At 41.2% G+C, this 22,891-nt stretch carries 20 protein-coding genes; 6 read left to right on the top strand and 14 right to left on the bottom strand.

All coding sequences use genetic code 11. From position 1 onward, the window contains the following. Nucleotides 1-22: 22 nt before the first annotated feature. Complete coding sequence (locus H6G41_RS00615; protein WP_190742651.1) at nucleotides 23-526, bottom strand: MarR family winged helix-turn-helix transcriptional regulator; 504 nt, start codon at nucleotides 524-526, stop codon at nucleotides 23-25. A gap of 173 nt (nucleotides 527-699) precedes the next feature. On the opposite strand from H6G41_RS00615, the gene H6G41_RS00610 reads away from it, so the two are divergent. The 3 genes from H6G41_RS00610 (at nucleotide 700) to H6G41_RS00600 (ending at nucleotide 2,614) form a co-directional block, all read left to right on the top strand. Further along, a complete protein-coding gene (locus tag H6G41_RS00610) occupies nucleotides 700-1,194 on the top strand; it encodes a DMT family transporter (RefSeq protein ID WP_190742649.1) in 495 nt (164 codons plus the stop codon). 3 nt (nucleotides 1,195-1,197) lie between these two features. Further along, nucleotides 1,198-1,662 carry a DMT family transporter gene (locus H6G41_RS00605; RefSeq protein WP_190742647.1) on the top strand — a complete coding sequence of 155 codons (465 nt, stop codon included), beginning with the start codon at nucleotides 1,198-1,200 and terminating at the stop codon, nucleotides 1,660-1,662. Between the two features lie 724 nt (nucleotides 1,663-2,386). Beyond that, on the top strand, nucleotides 2,387-2,614 hold the full coding sequence (locus tag H6G41_RS00600) for a hypothetical protein (RefSeq protein ID WP_190742644.1): 228 nt from the start codon (nucleotides 2,387-2,389) through the stop codon (nucleotides 2,612-2,614). A 90-nt stretch (nucleotides 2,615-2,704) separates the two neighbouring features. Here H6G41_RS00600 and H6G41_RS00595 read toward each other — a convergent pair whose 3' ends face one another. The 5 genes from H6G41_RS00595 to H6G41_RS00575 form a co-directional block, all read right to left on the bottom strand. Next, complete coding sequence (locus H6G41_RS00595) at nucleotides 2,705-3,586, bottom strand: UTP--glucose-1-phosphate uridylyltransferase (protein ID WP_190742642.1); 882 nt, start codon at nucleotides 3,584-3,586, stop codon at nucleotides 2,705-2,707. A 179-nt stretch (nucleotides 3,587-3,765) separates the two neighbouring features. Then, complete coding sequence (locus tag H6G41_RS00590; RefSeq protein WP_190742640.1) at nucleotides 3,766-3,981, bottom strand: bromodomain-containing protein; 216 nt, start codon at nucleotides 3,979-3,981, stop codon at nucleotides 3,766-3,768. 113 nt (nucleotides 3,982-4,094) lie between these two features. After that, nucleotides 4,095-4,775, bottom strand: a complete 681-nt coding sequence (locus H6G41_RS00585; RefSeq protein WP_190742638.1) for a hypothetical protein — start codon at nucleotides 4,773-4,775, stop codon at nucleotides 4,095-4,097. Nucleotides 4,776-5,001: 226 nt separating this feature from the next. Then, nucleotides 5,002-5,532, bottom strand: coding sequence for an alpha/beta hydrolase (locus H6G41_RS00580; protein WP_190742636.1), 531 nt, complete (start codon nucleotides 5,530-5,532; stop codon nucleotides 5,002-5,004). Between the two features lie 137 nt (nucleotides 5,533-5,669). Continuing rightward, a complete protein-coding gene (locus tag H6G41_RS00575; protein WP_190742634.1) occupies nucleotides 5,670-5,939 on the bottom strand; it encodes a GlsB/YeaQ/YmgE family stress response membrane protein in 270 nt (89 codons plus the stop codon). A gap of 417 nt (nucleotides 5,940-6,356) precedes the next feature. On the opposite strand from H6G41_RS00575, the gene H6G41_RS00570 reads away from it, so the two are divergent. Then, on the top strand, nucleotides 6,357-7,559 hold the full coding sequence (locus H6G41_RS00570; protein WP_190742631.1) for an FAD-dependent monooxygenase: 1,203 nt from the start codon (nucleotides 6,357-6,359) through the stop codon (nucleotides 7,557-7,559). A 110-nt stretch (nucleotides 7,560-7,669) separates the two neighbouring features. Here H6G41_RS00570 and H6G41_RS00565 read toward each other — a convergent pair whose 3' ends face one another. Then, nucleotides 7,670-8,593 (bottom strand): bile acid:sodium symporter family protein, encoded by a 924-nt coding sequence (locus H6G41_RS00565; RefSeq protein ID WP_190742629.1) that lies wholly within the window; start codon nucleotides 8,591-8,593, stop codon nucleotides 7,670-7,672. A gap of 48 nt (nucleotides 8,594-8,641) precedes the next feature. Between H6G41_RS00565 and H6G41_RS00560 the strand changes: the two genes are divergently transcribed. Then, complete coding sequence (locus tag H6G41_RS00560; RefSeq protein ID WP_190742627.1) at nucleotides 8,642-9,439, top strand: phytochelatin synthase family protein; 798 nt, start codon at nucleotides 8,642-8,644, stop codon at nucleotides 9,437-9,439. A gap of 50 nt (nucleotides 9,440-9,489) precedes the next feature. Here H6G41_RS00560 and H6G41_RS35580 read toward each other — a convergent pair whose 3' ends face one another. Together H6G41_RS35580 and H6G41_RS00555 are read right to left on the bottom strand one after the other, a co-directional pair. Then, complete coding sequence (locus H6G41_RS35580; protein WP_277877988.1) at nucleotides 9,490-9,621, bottom strand: hypothetical protein; 132 nt, start codon at nucleotides 9,619-9,621, stop codon at nucleotides 9,490-9,492. Nucleotides 9,622-9,685: 64 nt separating this feature from the next. After that, a complete protein-coding gene (locus H6G41_RS00555) occupies nucleotides 9,686-10,909 on the bottom strand; it encodes a chromate transporter (protein WP_190742625.1) in 1,224 nt (407 codons plus the stop codon). 138 nt (nucleotides 10,910-11,047) lie between these two features. Here H6G41_RS00555 and H6G41_RS00550 point away from each other — a divergent pair, with 138 nt between their 5' ends. Then, nucleotides 11,048-11,473 carry a beta-lactamase hydrolase domain-containing protein gene (locus tag H6G41_RS00550; RefSeq protein ID WP_190742622.1) on the top strand — a complete coding sequence of 142 codons (426 nt, stop codon included), beginning with the start codon at nucleotides 11,048-11,050 and terminating at the stop codon, nucleotides 11,471-11,473. A gap of 43 nt (nucleotides 11,474-11,516) precedes the next feature. Here the strand turns inward: H6G41_RS00550 and H6G41_RS00545 are convergent, their stop codons facing one another. The 5 genes from H6G41_RS00545 to H6G41_RS00525 all read right to left on the bottom strand — a co-directional run bounded on the left by H6G41_RS00545 (nucleotide 11,517) and on the right by H6G41_RS00525 (nucleotide 22,647). Then, nucleotides 11,517-12,140, bottom strand: coding sequence for a hypothetical protein (locus H6G41_RS00545; RefSeq protein WP_190742620.1), 624 nt, complete (start codon nucleotides 12,138-12,140; stop codon nucleotides 11,517-11,519). A 388-nt stretch (nucleotides 12,141-12,528) separates the two neighbouring features. Further along, nucleotides 12,529-12,834 carry a PadR family transcriptional regulator gene (locus H6G41_RS00540; RefSeq protein ID WP_190742869.1) on the bottom strand — a complete coding sequence of 102 codons (306 nt, stop codon included), beginning with the start codon at nucleotides 12,832-12,834 and terminating at the stop codon, nucleotides 12,529-12,531. Nucleotides 12,835-13,322: 488 nt separating this feature from the next. Continuing rightward, nucleotides 13,323-16,367 carry a CHAT domain-containing tetratricopeptide repeat protein gene (locus tag H6G41_RS00535; protein ID WP_190742618.1) on the bottom strand — a complete coding sequence of 1,015 codons (3,045 nt, stop codon included), beginning with the start codon at nucleotides 16,365-16,367 and terminating at the stop codon, nucleotides 13,323-13,325. Nucleotides 16,368-16,700: 333 nt separating this feature from the next. Continuing rightward, a complete protein-coding gene (locus H6G41_RS00530) occupies nucleotides 16,701-19,388 on the bottom strand; it encodes a tetratricopeptide repeat protein (RefSeq protein WP_190742616.1) in 2,688 nt (895 codons plus the stop codon). A gap of 334 nt (nucleotides 19,389-19,722) precedes the next feature. Beyond that, nucleotides 19,723-22,647: a tetratricopeptide repeat protein gene (locus H6G41_RS00525; RefSeq protein WP_190742614.1), complete on the bottom strand. Its 2,925-nt coding sequence runs from the start codon at nucleotides 22,645-22,647 to the stop codon at nucleotides 19,723-19,725. Between the last annotated feature and the right edge of the window lie 244 nt (nucleotides 22,648-22,891).

Below are 22,891 nucleotides of genomic sequence, written 5' to 3'. Positions count from 1 at the left end.
TATGGATTAATTCAAAATTCAGTTATTTCACAGTTTTCTCCAGGGTCAGTAAAAATCGGCGCAACAATGCAATTAGGGTTTCTGCATCATCAGGAGTCGTGAATTGAGCTAGCAGTTTCTGTTCGCTCTCTAACAAAACGGGCATGATAGTATCTGCCAGTTGAATGCCTTTGGGAGTGAGTTGCACAATCACACTGCGGCGATCGCTCGGATCTCGCAGGCGCAGAACAATACCGTCTTGTTCTAGGCGATCAATGCGGTTCGTCATCGCTCCCGATGACAGCATCAGCAAGCTATACAAATCTGTCGGTTTGAGTTGGTAAGGAGATCCCTGCCGCCGCAACGTTGCCACTACATCAAATGACCAGACGTTTAGCCCGTATTCTGTCAGCACTGTTTCCCGATGCTTTTCCAGCAACCGGGCAATCCGCAGCACTCGCCCCACCACGGCTAAGGCAGAAACGTCCAAATGAGGTGATTTTTGCCGCCATTGGCTAATAATTTCATCAATGCGATCTTGGTTCATAGAGCAATTATATCTTGATGTCGAGATACTTGACTTTTATCTTTATATTGAGTATCTTGATATCAAGATATTTCTAGAAAAGGCCTAAAAACTTAACTAAGCAAACGGCGATCGCTGTCTGAGGCAATGGCAAGCCGATCGCACAAACCATTTATGCTTCCGCAACCAAACATATGATTTCTATTTATTTAAATCGCTTACGAGCGATCGCTTCTCGATGCCAAACTTCTGTGTATTTACTGCTGGCATTGTTGAGTGGCGCGATTTTGCCAATTCAAGCCAGCCTGAATGCCCAACTGGCGCGATCGCTAGATTCTATTCCCTTAGCTGCCGACATTTCCTACCTTGTTGGCGCATTGGTATTAATAGCTTTGTTATCCACTAGACAATTTGGTCATCCAGACTGGACTGCTTTACCTAAAGCCCCTCGTTGGAGTTTGCTCGGTGGGGTTTTGGGAGCCTGGTATATAGCTAGCAGCACTTACTTTGTCTCGGTTTTGGGAACAGCCTTGACTCTGGGATTTGTGGTTTGCGGACAGGCGATCGCAGGGATTGTTACTGATAACTTTGGCTGGTTAGGAGTGCCCCAGCGTCGCCTCACCCAGAATCGTCGCTTTGCAGTTGGGCTGTTAATTGTTTCTATATTCTTTCTTTCCCAAGGGAGGTAAATTATGGATATTCTGTTCGCACTGATTGGCGCTGGTTCTGGGGGAAGCTTTGTAGCGATTGGTGCTGCTGCCAATGCCCGATTGCGGCAGACGCTGCATTCCCCGATTGCCGCTGCTGCCATCAATTTTATAGTTGGATTTACGACAATCACAGTAATGATAATTACGGGTATTTTTAGCACACAAAATCTTGATAGGCTTGTCAGCGTTCCCTGGTGGGCGTTTCTCGGAGGCTTGCTGGGGGCAATATTTGTCACATTAAACACTATAGTAATTCCCCGCTTGGGGTTAACCACAACGACATTGGCAGTAGTGTGCAGTCAGATGATTCTCTCTTTGGTAATCGATCAATTTGGCTGGTTTGCGATCGCACCCCATCCTGTGAACCCATATCGAGTAGTTGCCATTGGGTTGTTGTTAGTGGCGGTTACCTTGACTCAACTAGACCAACCATCTCATTCCAAATAGTTACGAACAGGATTTCGCACTACTTAGTCAGTAGTCAGCACTCGGTTATTTTTGCTACTGACTGCTGACAGATAAAACTTACTGATTATTAATTGAGAAATAACAGTATATGTACTATTTACTATCACAAAGCCAGAAATATGGTTAACGTACCTACTTTAAAAATTTCTGGTAATAATGTTTCCAAGTGGTTGCAATTTGTACAAAATTTTCCTCCTCATTTTAATAATTAATTACCAAAACGTGGAAACAGAAACCACTAATTTCTGAACATGTAGGGTAGGCGTTGCTCACCATATCAGTGTTTTGGTGGACAATGTCTACGTATATTTCAAAAATCAAGAATCCTATATAGCAATCCTATTTGAGATGCAAACAAAAGGGACAAGGAAGACACAGCAGATTTCTAGTTAGTGAGGTACAGATTATCGTTGACTGTAGGGGCACTGGCACTGCCATGCCCCGAAGTGCGTACCTCATTTACTGTAAGTATTTATAATTCATTTAGGATTGCTATATAAGTTCTGCTGTATTTAATATTTGTAAATTGATGAATCAAAGAATAACTCTACCAAGAATTGAAGATTTTGGGCTTGAGCATCAAAAATCAGTAAATCATCCTGACGCAGAACCAAAAAGCAAGGTAAATACCTACACAGAGAGAAGTCAAGATACATTATTTTTTGTTCTTTATTAAGAAAAGAGAGCAAGTGAAGAACAAAAAATGGTACAAAATACTACCCCAAGACAAGATATTTATCCAAAAAGACGTAATCCATTACCTCTTTTATTAACTGGTTTTTTAATTGGTTTGGTTGCTGGTGCTCCCTTAGGCTGGTTTAGCCATCAGTTTTACTATCGGTACCGCTCGGCTCAAGTTTTACTTTGTCGCCAACAACATTTTGGACAACCAGAACCTCAGCTTCAAGCTTTGTGTGGTTCTCTATATTAGTTTTGGTAACCAAGCCGCTTGTTAAAAACGTTGCTCCTCTTGATTTAGCCAAATAGCAAAGCTATGTGAGGAGCAACTAAATCTTGGCTCTCAACGAAAATCCATTAATGTCTGGCGATAGGTATCTGATAACCCTGTATCAAAATATTTACCTTTGATTACATAACCTGTCATTCCTTCTACTTGACATAATTGATCCAAACAAGTTGTTAACTGAAATTCACCACGATAGCGGGCATTTTCTTGAATGCTTTGTGCTAGATAATCAAAAATTTGTGGTGTCAATATATATAACCCAAATACACATAAAAATTCATCTTCTGTCATCCCTTCTACTCGCAGATGCTGGCGTGCATAGTCAATGCTAGGCTTTTCTGCTAGCTGTGTTATTTTCAACAGTGAATTGGACTCTTGCCAAACTCCGGCGACACATCCCGCTTTATTGATAATTGATGCTGGCATTGATGTTAAGCTAACTACACTTTGATTAACTTGTGCATAAAGTTCCACCATTTGTTGCGCACAAGATTTATCGATATCAGATTTATAAACATGATCGCCCAACATTAACAAAAATGGCTCATTTTGTACCCAGTCTTTAGCACAAAATACGGCATGACCGTATCCTTCTTGTTGTGGTTGGGTTAATAGCACAACTTTCTTACCCAATTCTTGCAGATATTGACTATATTCTTGATTGGATGGTGAGAGTTTTTGCCAAAGTTCTGGTTTGGGGGGATTTTTAAATAAATCTGTAAAAACTCCCAAATCGTTAGGTTGAACAACAATACCTACTTCTGTAATACCCGCGCTAATTGCTTCTTCGACAATTGCTAAAATTATCGGTTTAGCTCTGCCATTTTCGTCAATAATGGGGAAAAGTTCTTTTTTAACAACTTGAGTTGCTGGAAATAATCTAGTACCAAAACCAGCAGCCGGAATTACTGCTTTTCTTACTTGATTTATGGGCATATTAAAAAATCAACGGAGCAAGGCTAAGTAATTATGCAACTTATCGGCAAAATTCTCAAAACTTTGAGATCTCGCCTTGAGAGCGTGCAATCCTACTACCTAGCCAGCCGGATGCGATCGCTTGACTCTAAAGGTATAAGTTGGATAACAGTAAAATTGAGCGATCGCATCATCTCCTACTACCGTTTTTCTTCAGGAGGAGCCGCTTTTGGCAATATAGAAAGGTCTTCGTCTTGGGTTGTTAGAGGTACATTTAAATGTTTTCTAGCCATTTCTTCAGCTAGTCTGTGGTCTTCCTTACTTTCAAACTGACTCTCATCTAGCAAATGACGATTTCTAGCTGCTTCATCTCGACTTGGCGGAGTGCCATTTTTCCACCGATACTTAAAGTCCATAAGTTACACAGCAGTTTAACTGCGTTGATTTCTACGGTTTCAATAGTAGAGATGAAGTAAACGTTGTGCTTCTACCATAAGTCGAAGCTAGTCTAGATTTAGATAGATTTAGATCAATTCTTATTTTCGTCGTTGGCTAAAACTAGCTTTCCTTCTTTGTATGCTTTTCGCAAAGCGACTGCTTCGGCTACGATTTGTTGTGCGCTTAAACCTTCTGTATCCATCATGCTTTGCAGAGTTACCCCTGTTAACTCATTCTCTTCGTGAATGGCGGGAATTTGGCAATACCTACCACCATTCTTTGTCCGTCGCCAAATACTGGGTTTTTCTGGTTTTGGCAATTTGGGTGTGCGATGTTCTTTGACTAAAGAACGTACAGCTTCTTGAGTAATAGCGCTTAAGTCTAACAGCGCATCGATAACTGGCTGATATTTATTACTGTTATTTGCGAGCTGATATACCGTTAAAGGTTCAATTTGCGCTAAATCTTGGGGCGAAAATTGACCAAATACCGCCGCAATCTTTAAATACTTTTTTTCTTCCCCTCTCCAACCTCGGTCAACAAGTAGCTTTTTGTACTGTCTTAATGACAGTTGCTGTTTTTGTTCAGCTAACCAAAAGGCGTGATGTAAAATTGTTTTGGTAACATCAGCTAAAGAAAGTAGGGAAAATTTTTCTCCACCAACACTTTTGAGGGCGTTTGACTTTTCTTCAACATATTGCTCAAATTCTGATTTTGTAATCGCTTTAGAGTCAACCTGGGTGGGAACTACACTCTGTACTTGTGCGATCATAAATGTTGACCTCCTAAAAACTCCCTAACACTACAAATCCATCGCCTTAGGTTTTTCTTGGGCGATCGCACTTCAGTTGGTGGAAGTTGGAAAATAAAGTTTGCTACTAGAACAATTGTACTATAAAGCAAAAAAAAAGCATCCCCAAACATACCCAAATTTTCTCTGGTGTCTGGTAAGCTTTATACACCTTGCGGACAAGCCGGAAGGAAAACTCAGCGATAAATTACCTAGGAGTAGGCAGAACCCGTTGTAGATTTTCTCCTAGAATATATAGCTGTCTATAAGCTTGGGCAAGACGTTCGCCATCCACAACAACCTCTGTTGTTGGGTAATTTTGAATAATTTCAATTAATGAAACTTTATTATCTTTGTTAGCAGATAAAATAATCGCTGAACGCAAAGCCTGTCTATTTGCTTCACCAGATGAAGTACTAACAGACTGACCAATTCGATCTAATAAAAATTCACCTATTGGGTTATTGAGTAAGCGATCTAATAAAATAGGATCAGCATTTACTTCCTGTGACAAGATGTTACGAAATGCCTTGGGATTTTGTCCAGCCTTAGTTAAGTAGAAATTTAAGCTTTGAGAAACTTCTCCAGTCTGGGCAAGTTTGGTTAATTCATCAACTGATATAGACGGACGAAAAATACCATATTTCAAAGTAACTTTTTCCGCAGCGATCGCACTGTTAGTGTAAAGGAGGGTAACAATACTTGCTAATAACTTAATTTTTATTTTAACTGTGCCCATCTCCGTCCTTTAATAACTAGTGTTCACACCATATTAATTCACTGGCGCGTAGATTAAAAAGCCTCTGCTAAGTAGCCGCTGTCTTCTTCTATGCTGAAAGACATATATTTGACAATTCCTCAACAGAGGCTATTGATTTAGTAAGCTCTGCGAGTAAAGGTGTAGTAAAGCCATAAACCAATAATGGCACCAATGACCGAGACAATAATACCGCCAATACTAAATCCTGCTGAGGTCAGGGCTAGCGTTCCCGTGGTTAACAAAGTATATAAGCTACCACCAATTAACGCACCAATAATTCCCAGGAGTAGTGTTCCTAAAATGTTACCCCCTTGATGTCCGGGATAAATCATTTTTGCGATCGCCCCTGCAATCAATCCTAAAACGATCCAAGCAAGAATATTCATGAGTTTTCTCCATTAACAACATCTTTTGTTAAGAGCACTGAAAATATAATCAGTAACTCTCAGCATTATCGAAATCAAGCCCAAATTAAACTTTCGGCTTCAACAATGAATGAGCCGTCATTCTAGCTATTTACACAATATTGTTAAGTCCAGGCAATTGACACTATCTAAAGTAAGAAAACTCTTCTAATCAACTTTCGCCAACAAAAAATGTCTGATAAAACAGATATATTTGCCTTGGTAAGCAAGGTAATCTTTTAGTATGAGTCTAATAACCTATGGTGAAAATAGGAAGCAAAAATTGGGCAGAAATCGGGTAGTTAACTCAAACTTAGTTAGGTGCTAAAAAATTCAGCAGCGAACGCCAACTTTCTGTAATGTACTAATCTAATATTATTCAGCTATAGCAAAAAAGTGATGTCTCAAGTTGTCATTGTTGGAGCAGGGCCTACTGGTGCAACGTTGGCGCTTTTGTTTGCCAAATGTGGCATTGCAGTGAAATTAATTGAAGCATCTCGCAACTTTCGCCGGATTTTTCGTGGTGAAGGGTTGATGCCGAGTGGATTAGATGCTCTCGAACAAATGGGATTGTTACCTATTTTGGAACGCATTCCCCATCATGCTTTAGATGCTTGGGAATTCTTCTTAGACAATCAACTGCTATTTCGGGTAGAGGAACCATTTGCAATTAGTGAGAAGCCAACAACCCTTGTTTCACAGCCAGCTTTGCTAGAAGCCTTGATTGCAGAAGCTAGCACCTATGCTAATTTTGAGTTTATCCAGAGTGTAGCTGTACAGGATTTGCTGTGGCAAGAGCAACGGGTTAGCGGTGTCAAACTCAATAACGAGCGCTGTATTGATGCCGATTTAGTTATCGGTGCAGATGGTCGTAATTCTATTGTTCGGCAACGAGCAAATTTACTTTTGCAACATTATGATAAAACTTTTGATGTTCTCTGGTTCAAAGTAGCAAATAGTCCAGATTTTCAGATTGAAAATATATTTTATTCGATTCTTAATGGCGATCGCGCATTTGGTTTGTTTGCTGGGTCAGAAGGCAATTTACAATTGGGCTGGTCGCTGAGTCAGGGCGGTGCTAATGATTGGCGGGAAGTTGATTGGCCTGGGATGTTAGCGTCAGCGTCGCCGCCTTTTTTAGCAGAGCATTTGCAGCAATATGCACAAACTATTGAGCGACCGGTATTGTTGTCTGTGGTGGTGGGGCGCTGTCCCCGTTGGTATGTACCAGGATTATTACTTTTAGGAGATGCGGCTCATCCGATGTCACCGATTCGCGCTCAAGGTATTAATATGGCATTGCGAGATGTGATTGTGGCTGCTAACCATTTAGTTCCAGTATTGCGATCGCTAAAGCTAGAGCATACAGATATTGATGCTACCTTACCGCAAATTCAAGCACAACGAGAGCCAGAGATTGTACGCGTGCAGCGACTTCAAGCTCAAGAAGCGGCTCAGGCTGAACTACTAGGTAAAAGCCCAATTCTGCGATGGACAGTAATGAAGCTAATTCCTGTACTCCGCCCAATCCTGCGCCGCTCTTGGCTGATGCGACAAATCCAGCTGCGTCAAGGAATCAAACAAATACAATTAACGGTTTGATGCACTTATCGAAGTATTGTTGACTGTTGACTGTTGATTGTTGACTGTTGACTGTTGACTGTTGACTGTTGACTGTTGACTGCGCCGCACTGAGCCTGTCGAAGTGTTGACTAAGAATTTTTCCGCCAGAATGCAGCTATCAGCGAACCTGTAAGATTGTGACAGACGCTAAATATAGCTCCTGGTATGGCTGCTGCTGGTTCAAAATGTGCGATCGCTAATGCTACAGCTAAACCAGAATTTTGCATTCCCACTTCTATGGAAATTGTACGGCAAATAGCTGGTGGTTGAGCTGTAATAGCTGCACCAACATAACCCAAGATTAAACCGAAGACATTATGTAAAATTACGGCGATGATGACTATTGGTGTGTTCAATAATTGGTCGTGATTTAAGCCGACAACTGTAGCAATAATCCACACAATTGCGAACATAGAAACTAGAGGTAGTATTCCTTCCATTACCAATTTACTAGGAGTCCAAAAACGGCGAATGCCAATTCCTATTAATACTGGTAAGAGTACAAATTGCACTGTAGTCATAATTAAAGATAACGGTTTTATATCTACCCAATTGGCGCTGAGAGACCAAATCCACACTGGTGTTATAATTGGGCTAATTAGTGTAGAAACAGTAGTTAAAGCTACAGATAAAGGTACATTACCACGAGCCAAAAAAGTAATTACTTCTGAAGCTGTTCCCCCCGGACTAGCACCAACAAGAATTACTCCCAATGCCAACATCGGTGGTAATTTCAAAACTGTTGCCGCTAACCATCCTAAAAGTGGCATGATAGTAAACTGTAACAACACTCCCAAAATTAAAGCTTTACCAGCTTTTCTTAAGCTTTTTAGTTCCTCAGTAGTGATTGTTAAACCCATTCCTAACATCACAACTCCCAGGGCTATGGAAATATTGCTACTACCACTAGCAGCAATTTTTGGGAAGAAATAACCACCCAAAGCGCCAATTAATACCCAAACAAAAAATAGATCTTGGCTGAACTTGATGAGACGATTAATTTGGTAAGACATTTATTGCATCTGGACTTGTCACTTTACATAAAATTTGCCCACATATACATGAGACACACTACCAGATTTTCACAGCAAAGTCCAAATATCAAATATAGGGGAAATCATCACCACAGTCGAGTTAAACAAATTGCAATTACCTTATCTAGCGTTACTGGATTGGTATCTCTTAGCGGTTTGTCTATAGTTGGATATTTTGCCTTTGTTCCTCCGCCTGTTAAGCGGTTACCACTTCCAGAAAATTTGATTTCTTTAGAGTCAACTGTCGGCAAAAAAATCCTTAGCGAAAGCGAAATTAGGGCAGACTACACCCTACTTAACACTTATTTTCAAACCCAAAAACGCCCTGCTTATTGTAGTGTTGCTAGTGGAGTAATGGTACTTAACGCTTTAAGTAAAAGTGAAAGTATATCTCAATATCTTAATCAACAGACTTTTTTTACTAGCGCTACTCAAGGTGTTCGTTCACCTTATTTAGTAACTTTTTTAGGCATGACACTTGATGATTTAGCGGCACTGATACGCAGCCATAACCGTCAAGTTCAGGTATATCATGCATCAAGCATCACTTTAGAACAGTTTCGGAATCAAGCCAAAGCAAATCTGAAAAACGAGCGAGATTTTATTATCGTCAATTATGACCGTTCGCAGCTAGGGCAAGATGGCAAAGGGCATATCTCCCCGCTAGCAGCTTATTCTGAAAAAACGGATAAATTTTTGATTTTGGATGTATCAAGTTATAAATACCCTCCTGTTTGGGTTTCAGCATCAACGCTATGGAAGGGGATGAATACTACTGATACTATTTCCCAGCAAACACGCGGATACTTAATTGTGAGAAAATAGCTAAAAATAGCCATTCCCCAGATGCGATCGCACTCATTCTGAGTATTAATTTAGTTAGGAAATTTTGCCTTAATTGCTATCTCTTGTCCCAAAAGTGTGACTGGAGTTGGTTGCTCTAAGGCTAAATCTTCGATTGGTGAAACAGGATACCACTGTTGAAAAAAGTTGAATTTAGCTTCCATTTAATTAACAGGTATGAAATTAATTTGATTCCCGATGCAGGGTGTTGTGAGGCTTTATTGACTATTAACTATTAACAAAACCTAACAGATGCGAACCAAGTCCGATCGCACCGCCTGCTAAAACTAACCAAGCAGAATTGATTTTGAATCGGAAAACAGCGATCGCACTCACAATTGCCACAATAATTGTTACCCAATCTACTAGTGCGGCTCGTCCTAAGGTATAAGTAACTCCTGCCATTAATCCCATAGAAGCTGCATTCACACCATCAAGAAAACCGCTAGCCCAAGGCGATTGGCGTAATTTGCTTACCCAAGGGTTAATTACCCATACTAATGCAAAAGCTGGTAAGAAGATACCGATTGTACCAGCGATCGCTCCAGCATGACCGGCTAACAAATAGCCAATAAATGTTGCCGTCGTAAATACAGGCCCTGGTGTTAACTGTCCAATGGCTACCGCATCTAATAACTGTTGAGAAGTTAGCCATTGGTTGCGTTCGACTAAATCCCGTTGCAGAAATGCTAGCAATACATAGCCGCTACCATAAAGTACACAGCCAATTTTGAGAAAGAAGAGAAACACACTTACCCAACTAATTGATGTGACTGCGGCTGTTGTACTGCCAACTTGTGCCAAAATACCGGAAAAAGGCAACAGCAATGCACCAGTTGTATGTCTTCTACTTTGCCAATTCTTCACTACCATGACGGCAATACCGAGAAGAATTAGTAGCAAAATTTCATTCAATCCGGCAAAGTAAGCGGCGATCGCTACTACGGCGGCAATTCTTGTCGGCCAGTCTTTGGCTGCTTTCTTACCTAGATTCCACAAGGCTTGCAGCACAATGGCAATAATCACAGGTTTGATACCATAAAGCAGCCATTCCACCTGGGGAACTGTTTGATAGCGGGTATAAATTGCGGCTAAAGCCCAAACTATCAGCATAGCAGGTAGAATAAAGCAGCTACCCGCAATTACTAAACCACGCCATCCGCCTCGCTCATAACCGATATGAATCGCTAATTCCGTTGAGTTAGGCCCAGGAATCAAATTCGTAATTCCCAGCAAATCTAACAGTTTTTCCCGGCTCATCCACCGATAGCGATTCACCACCTCATTATCCATCATGGCGATGTGGGCAGCAGGCCCGCCAAAAGCGATCGTTCCCAATCGCAAAAATGTAATTGCTAATTCCGTTAATCGCTGCTTTTGTTCTTTGGGAGTTAAAGCGTTATAGGAAACCGCTTCTGGCTCTTTCTGGATACCCTCAGCTTCCGGTGTCACTCTAGTTTTCCTAATAATTTTATGGACACAATTAATATATCGAGTTTCGATAACGGAAATCTATATTATTCAGCAGCAAGTATATGCTACCATGCCATTGTGAAAATACGGTAACACAATCGAGTTTATGGCGTATCTATGAGTGAAATCAATAAAGTCAGCGATGAGTTTTCCGCAGGTGGACAACCAACACCAGAAACACTAAAACAGCTAGCGGATCAAGGCTACAAATCTGTGGTGAATTTGCGCGCCCTTGATGAAACTGGAGTATTAGAAGACGAAGAACAGCAAGCCCAAGCCGTAGGGCTTGAATATGTCAATATTCCCCTCAAATCCAACTCAGCCGACGATAACTTGACAGCAAAAGTCCTCACAGAAGTAGAGCAATTGCCGACTCCTATATACTTTCATTGTGGTGCAGGTGGACGAGCCAGCGCTTTAGCACTCATTACTTTTGCAACTCAACAACAGCTCAACCGCGAACAAGTTCTAGCTAAAGCGCAAGAACTTGGTATTAACCCAGAACAGCCTCATATCAAGCAGTTTTTAGATAGTCTTGGTTAAGTTGGGCATTGGGCATTGGGCATTGGTAATGCCTAATTTTCCATTAAGTAGACTTAAACCTAATTTGATTTGCTTCTAGGTAAATTATTTGGTTTTGTAATCCTTGAGCTTCCGTAGCAGTTAAACCCTTCCACTGCTGCTGTGCTTGTTTAGCGCTGGGTGCTGGTTTGAGTACACCTGCTAAATCTAGGGTTTGTCCTGGTTTGACAACAACTTTGTTTTCAGCCGTTCCCGCATCTAGTTTAGGAGCTAAAACTACAAATACTCGCTGAGTATTGCTGGAACCAACCCAGAAAGTGCGATCGCCTACTACGCTTTGAACATTCACATTGGTAAACTGTACTGGGCGATTTACTAGTGTCTGTTTGTTGGCGTTGGTAATTACTAATACATCTGTGATAGGTTCAGTCTGAACTATAGTTGTTACTTGCGGAGTCGGAGTGACAACAACTGTAGCTGTTACTTGTGGTGTAGCGGTGACGGTAACTGTTGCTTGTGGCGTAGGTACAACCACAACATTAGGTTGCTGTGGTTCGAGAGCGCAAGCAGTAATCCCAGTGACAAAGACTGTAAAAAGCGTTGCTTTCCTCAGCCATAACTTTGTACTAAGAATATTACCATTCTTTTCGATGTTATTAGAACTGTATTTCTGACTATAGATTTGCATATTATTATAGTTAATAATGAGTTTATTTAGCTATGAAATCCGCTACTTTTTGAGATTTATAAAAATCTCCCGCCGAGACATTCCCGGCGCAGAAAAAAGTAGTTTTACTTTAATAGATGTACTTTAAATAATTAGTAGAGGATTGCGCTTCTATCTAACGGAATAGTCTTATATAGGCTATTCTGGGGATTTTTTGGCAGTGCGATCGCACTGATTAGCTTTGAAGAAAATTCTTTTTGAAGAAGTATTTAAATTGGTAATAATCAATTGGCTAAATATTTATACCAATTTGAAAAAAGAATGCGACAAATTGTAGGGGTAAGGCATTGCCCTCTAGAATATATTGATGTATCGCTTTTTATCACCCATTTATCGGGCTAATAATATATCAAGACTCCTCGAATAATTCCCCAAATAATTTTCTTACCTTTTCTTTGGCATTCTCTAGAGTAACTTTTCCTAAATCCGTAGCTCTGTAAAGTTTTCGGTTTTGTCGCCCCACCCGCTCCTCAACAGAAGACAGATATCCTTTACGCTCCATATCATGTAACATCGGGTAAAGTGTTCCAGCACTGAGTTTGTAACCGTGACGCGCCAGTTCTTCAATAATACCTAGACCAAAAATTGGCTCTTTAACTGCATGATGTAGAATATGCAGTCGAATCAAACTCGAATAGAACTCTCTACCATCCATCAGGCAAAGTTTTGGCAAAAATCAGTTAAGATTTCATTCTCCCTTATATTGAGATGATTTCAGAAAATTGAGCATGGGGGAGCCGGTGCGCATACGTGTCAACTTAAGCTAAAAGCTATATACGGCGCGTGTTGTACAAAAACCCTCGCCCTCACCCCTTCTCCCCTTAGTCATTAACTCTACAACATTAAGAACAAAACCTTGACCATTAAGAACAAAACCTCGACCATTAAGAACAAAACCTCGACCATTAAGAACTAAACCTTGACCATTAAGAACAAAACCTCGACCATTAAGAACTAAACCTTGACCATTAAGAACAAAACCTCGACCATTAAGAACTAAACCTTGACCATTAAGAACTAAAATTTACGCTTCATTATATTGATGTGCCGCAAAGATGATTAATTGGTATTAGCCCATATAGGTGGGCTGAGTTATTTAGCCGCACCCGGAGGTGACGGCGTTGTATTTGGGTAAATAAACCATTACCTTTCCCCAATCAACGTAAACGCCGCCCAATTCACAGGGTTCGGAAATTTCTCCTTCGTCTTCAACATCGCCTGACGCAACGCCAACGCCTTATTAGGCTGAGTTTGCAAACTCTTATAAAACTCCACCATTAAATATTGTGTCGGTTCATCCGGTACTTGCCACAACGACACTAACACGCTAGGAACCCCCGCAGAAATTAACGCACGCGACAACCCAATCACCCCGTCACCGGAAAGTTTACCTTTCCCCGTTTCGCAAGCACTGAGAACTACTAATTGCGCCTTTAATTTTAAATCTAAAATTTCCTCAGCCTTGAGTAAACCATCATCATTAGCCGATGGTGCAAAAGCAATCCAGCTACCCAAACCTCGGTTATCATCCGCCCAACCGTGAGTAGCTAGGTGAATTACATCCACTGTTGATAAGCGTTGCAATATATTGGCTTTCGTCGCTTCTTTACCCAGAATCGGCTGAGTTTTTAACATCTGAGCGATCGTCTTTGCTTCTTTTTCCGCCCCTGGTAGTGAACTTAACTGTGTTGCAGGTTTATTAGGTTCCGTAGACACTAAAGGCATAGTAGGATTACCAACTATCAAGGCATTATTATAATTAATTGGTCTCCCTGACCCTAATTTATTAGTAAAATCTAACACCTGAATTGCTGGGGCAGTGAGGATAGTATGTTTTTCAATTAAATATTTACTTTGTTCATCTCGCAAAGCAGGGAAGGGTGCAAGAAATAAAGAACTTTGGGGAATGAAAATAACTCTGTCATTAGGGTTTTTTGGTAACAAATCAGCAATGTCTTTAATTAAGATATCATGCAGTTTTTGTAATGGTTTTTGAACGTTTGCAGCATCAGGATTGACTTGGGCAAGAATACCACCAGCACGCGCACCTCTAACTACACCAATACCTCGACGGCTTTGAGTAACTAATTCTTCTAAAGTTGTATTATCTTTTTGCCACAGGGGTTTAAGGTCAACTTTGCGGAATGTAATTTCTCCTGTAGGTTTGATAACCCAGATATAGAGGTCTGATTCTTTAGTTTGTTGTTTCCCTGAAACTTTGAAATCATCATAAATAATTGAATATTGAACGAGAGTGGCATTTTGCTGTTTGGCAATTTGTTTAATCTCAGCAATTGTCAGTGGTTGCGGTGATTTATCCGCCTGTTTATTATTAGTAGATACGCGAGATGCTAACAACTCAACAAATGCTCTAGCGCGACCGCGTTCAGCAATTTCTAAAGCAGCATCAGTTTTATTTTGGGCGATGAGGACTTGTTGTAAAATTCTGTAGGTGCTGCGTTGGGTGTCAAAAAGAGAGACTTTGTTAGTATCAGCTAAATTTTTACCTCGCAGAGATTCTTTAACTTGAATTCCCTCATACAGAGTTTTCTCTGCGGCGGTGAGATTACCTTGTTTGTAGAAAGCAAGTCCTAGATTGTTTAAAGAATTTCCCTCCCCTAATTTATCTTTAATTTCACGGGCGATCGCTAAACTTTCTGAGTGGTACTCAATGGCTTTTGGGTAGTTTCCCAATGCATGGTAAGCAAGACCGAGACTACTCAGCGCCCCAGCTTCGCCTAATCTATCTTTAATTTCACGGGCGGTCGCTAAACTTGAAGATTGGTACTCTATCGCTTTTGGATAGTCTCCCAAAGAATAGTAAGCATTACCGAGATTACCCAGGGAGTGTCCCTCGCCTAATCTATTTTTAATTTCACGGGCGATGGCTAAACTTTCTGAGTAGTACTCAATGGCTGTGCGGTAGTCTCCCAAAGAATAGTAAGCATTACCGAGATTACCCAGCGCCGCACCCTCGCCTAATCTATTTTTAATTTCACGGGCGATGGCTAAACTTTCTGAGTGGTACTCTATCGCTTTTGAGTATTCTCCCAAAGAATAGTAAACAAGACCGAGATGACCCAGAGACTGTCCCTCACCTAATCTATTTTTAATTTCACGGGCGATCACTAAACTTGAGGACTGGTACTCAATGGTTTTAGGGTAGTCTCCCAACTGAAAGTAGGCAAGACCGAGATTACCCAACGCCTTTCCCTCGCCTAGTCTATCTTTAATTTCTTTGGCGATCGCTAAGTGCTGCTGGTGGTACTCAATGGCTTTTGGGTAGTTTCCTAATGCATGGTAAGCAAGACCGAGACCACCCAGCGCCTTTCCCTCCCCTAACCGGTCTTTAATTTCTTGAGCGATCGCTAATATCTGCTGAAAGTACTCAATGGCTTTTGGGTAGTCTCCCAAAGAATAGTAAGCAGTACCGAGATTACCCAGGGACTGTCCCTCGCCTAATCTATCTTTAATTTCTTTGGCGATCGCTAAACTTTCTGAGTGGTACTCAATGGCTTTTGGGTAGTCTCCCAATGCATAGTAAGCAAGACCGAGACTACCCAGGGACTTTCCCTCACCTAATCTATCTTTAATTTCTTTGGCAATCGCTAAACTTTCTGAGTGGTACTCAATGGCTTTTGGGTAGTCTCCCAATGCATGGTAAGCAGTACCGAGATTACCCAGGGAATTTCCCTCACCTAATCTATCTTTAATTTCTTTGGCAATCGCTAAACTTTCTGAGTGGTACTTAATGGCTTTTGGGTAGTCTCCCAATGCATGGTAAGCAGTACCGAGATTACCCAGGGAATTTCCCTCACCTAATCTATCTTTAATTTCACGGTCAATCGCTAAACTTTCTGAGTGGTACTTAATGGCTTTTGGGTAGTCTCCCAATGCATGGTAAGCAAGACCGAGATTACCCAGCGCCGCACCCTCGCCTTGACGGTCTTTAATTTCTCGATAAATAATTAGTGCTTGTTGCCATAATTGTAATGCTGCTTCAAATTGACTGATTTGAAACTGCTGATTACCTTGGTTAAACAATCTATCAGCTTCGGCTTTCCTAGCTTGTGGTGTTTGCGCCAGTACTCGTAAATCTCCTGGCGTTCCTGGGCTAAAATTTATTGGTGTGGAAGCTGTGGCGATAACTAGGGCGAGGAAACTTAGACCAATTTTGTGAAAACGCATATTAAAGGATGAATGATGAAGTTAAGACTGGATGGGGCTTAAGTAATTAAGTTATGCTTTTTGGCTGGGTAAAAATGCTAAAGATTTGATGAATTTGGCTAAGTTTTGGCATAAATTAACCACAATACCCCCGTTATGTGATGGCTTACTGTTATGTAGCTCTCAGCAGGGTGGGGGTATGCAGTTTTCCAGTGAAGCGAAGGTAATATAGTTATGTAGGGGCACTGGCACTGCCATGCCCTCTAGAATATATTGTCAGGACACAGCAAAACCCGTCTCCTGACAAAAAATCTATCGATACTAGAGATTCCCTAAATAATTACGAATTACGAATTACGAATTCCCAATCAACGTAAACGCCGCCCAATTCACAGGGTTCGGAAACTTCTGTTTCGTCTTCAACATCGCCTGACGCAACGCCAAGGCTTTATCAGGCTGCGTTTGCAAACTTCGATAAAACTCCACCATTAAATATTGTGTCGGTTCATCCGGTACTTGCCACAACGACACCAACACGCTGGGAACTCCCGCAGAAATCAACGAACGCGACAACCCAATCACCCCATCACCGGAAAGTTTACCTTTCCCCGTTTCGCAAGCACTGAGAACTACTAATTGCGCTTTTAATTTTAAATCTAAAATTTCCTCAGCCTTGAGTAAACCATCATCATTAGCCGATGGTGCAAAAGCAATCCAGCTACCCAAACCCCGGTAATCATCCGCCCAACCATGTGTAGCTAGGTGAATTACATCGACTGAAGATAAGCGTTGTAATATATTGGCTTTTTCCGCCTCTTTACCCAAAATCGGCTGCGTTTTTAACATCTTCGCAATCGTCTTGGCTTCAAGTTCCGCCCCTGGTAGTGAACTTAACTGTGTTGCAGGTTTACCCGGTTCTGTAGATACTACAGGCATGGTAGGATTACCGACAATCAAGGCATTATTATAATTAATTTGTCTCCCAGATCCTAATTTATGAGTAAAATCTAACACCTGAATTGCTGGTGCAGTCATGATGGTATGTTTTTCAACTAAATACTTACCTTGTTCATCGCGCAAAGCTGGGAAGGGTGCAAGAAATAAAGAACTTTGGGGAATGAAAATAACTCTATCGTTAGGGTTTTTTGGTAACAGATCGGCGATATCTTTAATTAAGATGTCATACAATTTTTGTAATGGCTTATTCACGTTTACAGCATCAGGATTTTGCTGAGCAATAATACCACCAGCACGCGCACCTCTAACTACACCAATACCTAGACGGCTTTGGTTAACTAATTCTGCTAAAGTTGTATTATCTTTTTGCCATAGAGATTTAATGTCAACCTTGCGAAATGTGACTTCACCTGTAGGCTTGACAACCCAGATATAGAGGTATGATTCTTGGAATTTATCTTTACCAGCTACTTGAAAATTATCAGTAATAATTGAATATTGAACCAGAGTGGCATTTTGCTGTTTGGCGATTTGTTTAATTTCAGCAATTGTGGGTGCTGGCGGTGATGTATCGGTTTGTTTATTATTAGTAGATACGCGAGATGCTAACAACTCAACAAACGCCCTAGCGCGACCACGTTCGGCAATTTCTAAAGCAGCATCAGTTTTATTTTGGGCGATGAGGACTTGTTGTAAAGTTCTGTAGGTATTGCTTTGGGTGTCAAAAAATGAAACTTTGTTAGTATCAGCTAACTTTTGATCTCGCAGAGATTCATAAACCTTAATTCCCTCATATAAAGTTTTCTCTGCGGCGGCGAGATTACCTTGTTTGTAGAAAGTATATCCTAGATTATTTAAAGATATTGCCTCACCTAATTTATCTTTAATTTCTTTGGCGATCGCTAATCTCTGTTGGAGGTAATCAATGGCTTTGGGGTAGTTTCCCAATGTATTGTAGACAAGACCGAGATTTCCCAGTGCGTTTCCTTCGCCTAATCTATCTTTAACTGCTTTAGCGATCGCTAAGTACTGCTGGTAGTACTCAATGGCTTTTGGGTAGTTTCCCAATGCATAGTAAGCAATACCGAGATTACCCAGAGACCGTCCCTCCCCTAATCTATCTTTAATTTCTTTGGCGATCGCTAAACTTTGTAACTGGTACTCAATGGCTTTAGGGTAATCTCCCAAAGAATAGTAAGCATTACCGAGATTACCCAGAGACTGTCCTTCGCCTAATCTATCTTTAATTTCTTTGGCGATCGCTAAACTTTGTAACTGGTACTCAATGGCTTTAGGGTAATCTCCCAAAGAATAGTAAGCAATACCGAGATTACCCAGAGATTTTCCCTCGCCTAATCTATCTTTAATTTCTTTGGCGATCGCTAAACTTTGTGAGTGGTACTCAATGGCTTTAGAGTAATCTCCCAATGCATGGTAAGCACCACCGAGATAACCAAGAGACTGTCGTTGGCCTAATCTATCTTTAACTTCTTTGGCGATCGCTAAGAACTGCTGGTAGTACTTAATAGCTTTAGGATAGTCTCCCAATGCACGGTAAGCAAGACCGAGATTACCCAGAGACTGTCCCTCCCCAAGTCTATCTTTAACTTCTTTGGCGATCGCTAAACTCTGCTGCTGGTACTGAATGGCTTTGGGGTAGTCTCCCAATGCATAGTAAGCAATACCCAGATTACCTAGAGACTGTCCCTCCCCGAATCTATCTTTAATTTCTTTGGCGATCGCTAATCTCTGCTGGTGGTATTCAATGGCTTTGGGGTAGTCTCCTAATGAGAAGTAAGCAATACCGAGATTACCCAGGGTATTACTCTCCCCTTTACGGACTTTAATTTCTCGATAAATAATCAATGCTTGTTGCCACGATCGCAATGCTGCTTCAAATTGACTGGTTTGATACTGCTGAATACCTTGCTTAAATAGTCTATCAGCTTCAGCTTTTCTAGCTTGTGGTGTTTGCGCCAGTGCTGGTAACTCTCCCGGCGTTTCCCAAAGGCTGAAATTTATCGGTGTGGAAACTGTGGCGATAACTAGGGCGAGGAAACTTAGACCAATTTTGTGAAAACGCATATTAAAGGATGAATGATGAAATTAAGACTGTATGGGGCTTAAGTAATTAAGTTATGCTTTTTAGCTGGATAAAAATGCTAAAGATTTGATGAATTTGGCATGTATTTTGGCATATATTAACCACAATACCCCCGTTATTTGATGGCTTACTGTTATGTAGCTCTCAGCACGGTAGGGGTATGCAGTTTTGCAGTGAAGCGAAGGTAATATAGTTATGTAGGGGCACTGGCACTGCCATGCCCTCTAGAATATATTGTCAGGACACAGCAAAACCCGTCTCCTGACAAAAAATCTATCGATACTAGAGATTCCCTAAATAATTACGAATTACGAATTACGAATTCCCAATTAAAGTAAACGCCGCCCAATTCACAGGGTTCGGAAACTTCTGTTTCGTCTTCAACATCGCCTGACGCAACGCCAACGCCTTATCTGGCTGAGTTTGCAAACTCTTATAAAATTCCACCATTAAATATTGTGTCGGTTCATCCGGTACTTGCCACAACGATACCAACACGCTAGGAACACCCGCAGAAATCAACGAACGCGACAACCCAATCACCCCATCACCGGAAAGTTTTCCTTTCCCCGTTTCGCAAGCACTGAGAACCACTAATTGAGCTTTTAATTTTAAATCTAAAATTTCCTCAGCCTTGAGTAAACCATCATCTTTAAGAGAAGGTGCAAAAGCAATCCAGCTACCCAAACCCCGGTTATCATCCGCCCAACCATGAGTAGCTAAATGAATCACATCAACAGTTGATAAGCGTTGCAATATATTGGCTTTTGTCGCCTCTTTACCCAGAATCGGCTGAGTTTTCAACATCTGAGCGATCGTCTTTGCTTCTTTTTCCGCCCCTGGTAGTGGATCTAACCGTGTTGCAGGTTTGCCTGGTTCAGTAGAAACTACAGGCATAGTAGGATTACCGACAATCAAAGCGTTATTATAATTAATTTGTCTCCCTGACCCTAATTGATGAGTAAAATCTAACACCTGAATTGCCGGGGCAGTCAGGATGGTATGTTTTTCAATTAAATACTTACCTTGTTCATCTCGCAAAGCTGGGAAAGGAGCAAGAAATAAAGAACCTTGAGGAATGAAAATAACTCTATCGTTAGAATTTTTTGGTAAGAGATCGGCGATATCTTTAATTAAAATATCATGCAGTTTTTGTAATGGTTTTTGAACTTTTGCCGCATCAGGATTTTGCTGAGCGATAATACCACCAGCACGCGCACCTCTAACTACACCAATACCTAGACGGCTTTGAGTGACTAATTCTGCTAAAGTTGTATTATCTTTTTGCCACAGGGGTTTAAGGTCAACTTTGTGGAATGTGACTTCACCATTCGGTTTAATAACCCAAATATAAAGGTCTGATTCTTTGTATTGTTGTTTCCCTGAAACTTTGAAATCATCATAAATAATAGAATATTGAACGAGAGTGGCATTTTGCTGTTTAGCAATTTGTTTAATCTCGGCAATTGTTGGTGCTTGGGGTGATTTATCAGCCTGTTTATTATTAGTAGATACACGAGATGCTAACAACTCAACAAATGCCCTAGCGCGACCGCGTTCGGCAATTTCTAAAGCAGCATCAGTTTTATTTTGGGCGATGAGGACTTGTTGTAAAATTCTGTAGGTGCTGCGTTGGGTGTCAAAAAGTGAGACTTTGTTAGTATCAGCTAAATTTTTACCTCGCAGAGATTCATAAACTTTTATTCCCTCATACAGAGTTTTCTCTGCGGCGCTCTTATTACCTTGTTTGTAGAAAGCAACTCCTAGATTGTTTAAAGACTGTCCCTCCCCTAATTTATCTTTAATTTCACGGGCGATCGCTAATCTCTGTTGGTGGTACTCAATCGCCTTTGGGTAGTCTCCCAAATCACCGTAAGCAATACCGAGATTACCTAGGGACTGTCCCTCGCCTAATCTATCTTTTATTTCCCGGGCGATCGCTAAACTTTTTGAGTGGTAGTCAATCGCTTTTGGGTAGTCTCCCAAAGAATAATAAGCATTACCGAGATTACTCAGCGCTGCACTCTCCCCTAATCTAGCTTTAATTTCTTTGGCGATCGCTAAATGTGAGGAGTGGTAATCAATCGCTTTTGGGTAGTCTCCCAAAGCATCGTAAGCATTACCGAGATTACCCAGCGCCGTACCCTCGCCTAATCTATCTTTAATTTCACGGGCGATCGCTAATCTCTGCTGCTGGTAGTCAATCGCTTTTGGGTAGTCTCCCAAAGCATAGTAAGCAATACCGAGATTACCCAGGGCGTTTCCCTCGCCTAATCTATCTTTAATTTCACGGGCGATCGCTAAATGTGAGGAGTGGTAATCAATCGCTTTTGGGTAGTCTCCCAAAGCTTTGTAAGCATTACCGAGATTACCCAGCGCCGTACCCTCCCCTAATCTATCTTTAATTTCTTTGGCGATCGCTAATCTCTGCTGCTGGTAGTCAATCGCTTTTGGGTAGTCTCCCAACTGAAAGTAAGCAGTACCGAGATTACCCAGCGCTGCACTCTCCCCTAATCTATCTTTAATTTCTTTGGCGATCGCTAATCTCTGCTGCTGGTAGTCAATCGCTTTTGGGTAGTCTCCCAACTGAAAGTAAGCATTACCGAGATTACCCAGCGCCGTACCCTCCCCTAATCGGTCTTTAATTTCTTTGGCGATCGCTAAACTCTGCTGCTGGTAGTCAATCGCTTTTGGGTAGTCTCCCAAAGCATAGTAAGCATTACCGAGATTACCCAGGGACTGTCCCTCCCCTAATCTATCTTTAATTTCTTTGGCGATCGCTAAACTCTGCTGGTAGTACTCAATGGCTTTTGGGTAGTCTCCCAAAGCATAGTAAGCAATACCGAGATTACCCAGTGCCGCACCCTCGCCTAATCTATCTTTAATTTCTTTGGCGATCTCTAAGTGCTGCTGGTGGTACTCAATCGCTTTTGGGTAGTCTCCCAAAGAATAGTAAGCAAGACCGAGATTACCCAGCGCATTACCCTCCCCTTTACGGTCTTTAATTTCTCGATAAATAATCAGTGCTTGTTGCCACGATCGCAATGCTACTTCAAATTGGCTAGTTTGATACTGCTGAACACCTTGATCCAACAATCTATCAGCTTCGGCTTTCCGTGCTTGTGGTGTTTGCGCTAGTACTCGTGACTCTCCTGGCGTTCCTGGGCTGAAATTTATTGGTGTGGAAGCTGTGGCGATAACTAAGGCGAGGAAACTTAGACCAATTTTGTGAAAACGCATATTAAAGGATGAATGATGAATTATGAAGTTAAGACTGGATGGGGCTTAAGTAATTAGGTTATGCTTTTTGGCTGAGTAAAAATGCTAAAGATTTGATGAATTTGGCTAAGTTTTGGCATATATTAACCACAATACCCCCGTTATTTGATGGCTTACTCTTACATAGCTCTAAGCAAGGTGAGGGTATGCAACTTTCGGATATCGTTGACGAATTGTGAGTAAATTATTCTGCTTTTACAGCAGT

The sequence above is a fragment of the Tolypothrix sp. FACHB-123 genome, assembly GCF_014697075.1.
Taxonomy (GTDB): domain Bacteria; phylum Cyanobacteriota; class Cyanobacteriia; order Cyanobacteriales; family Nostocaceae; genus Aulosira.
This window is presented reverse-complemented; position numbering and strand designations above follow the sequence as displayed.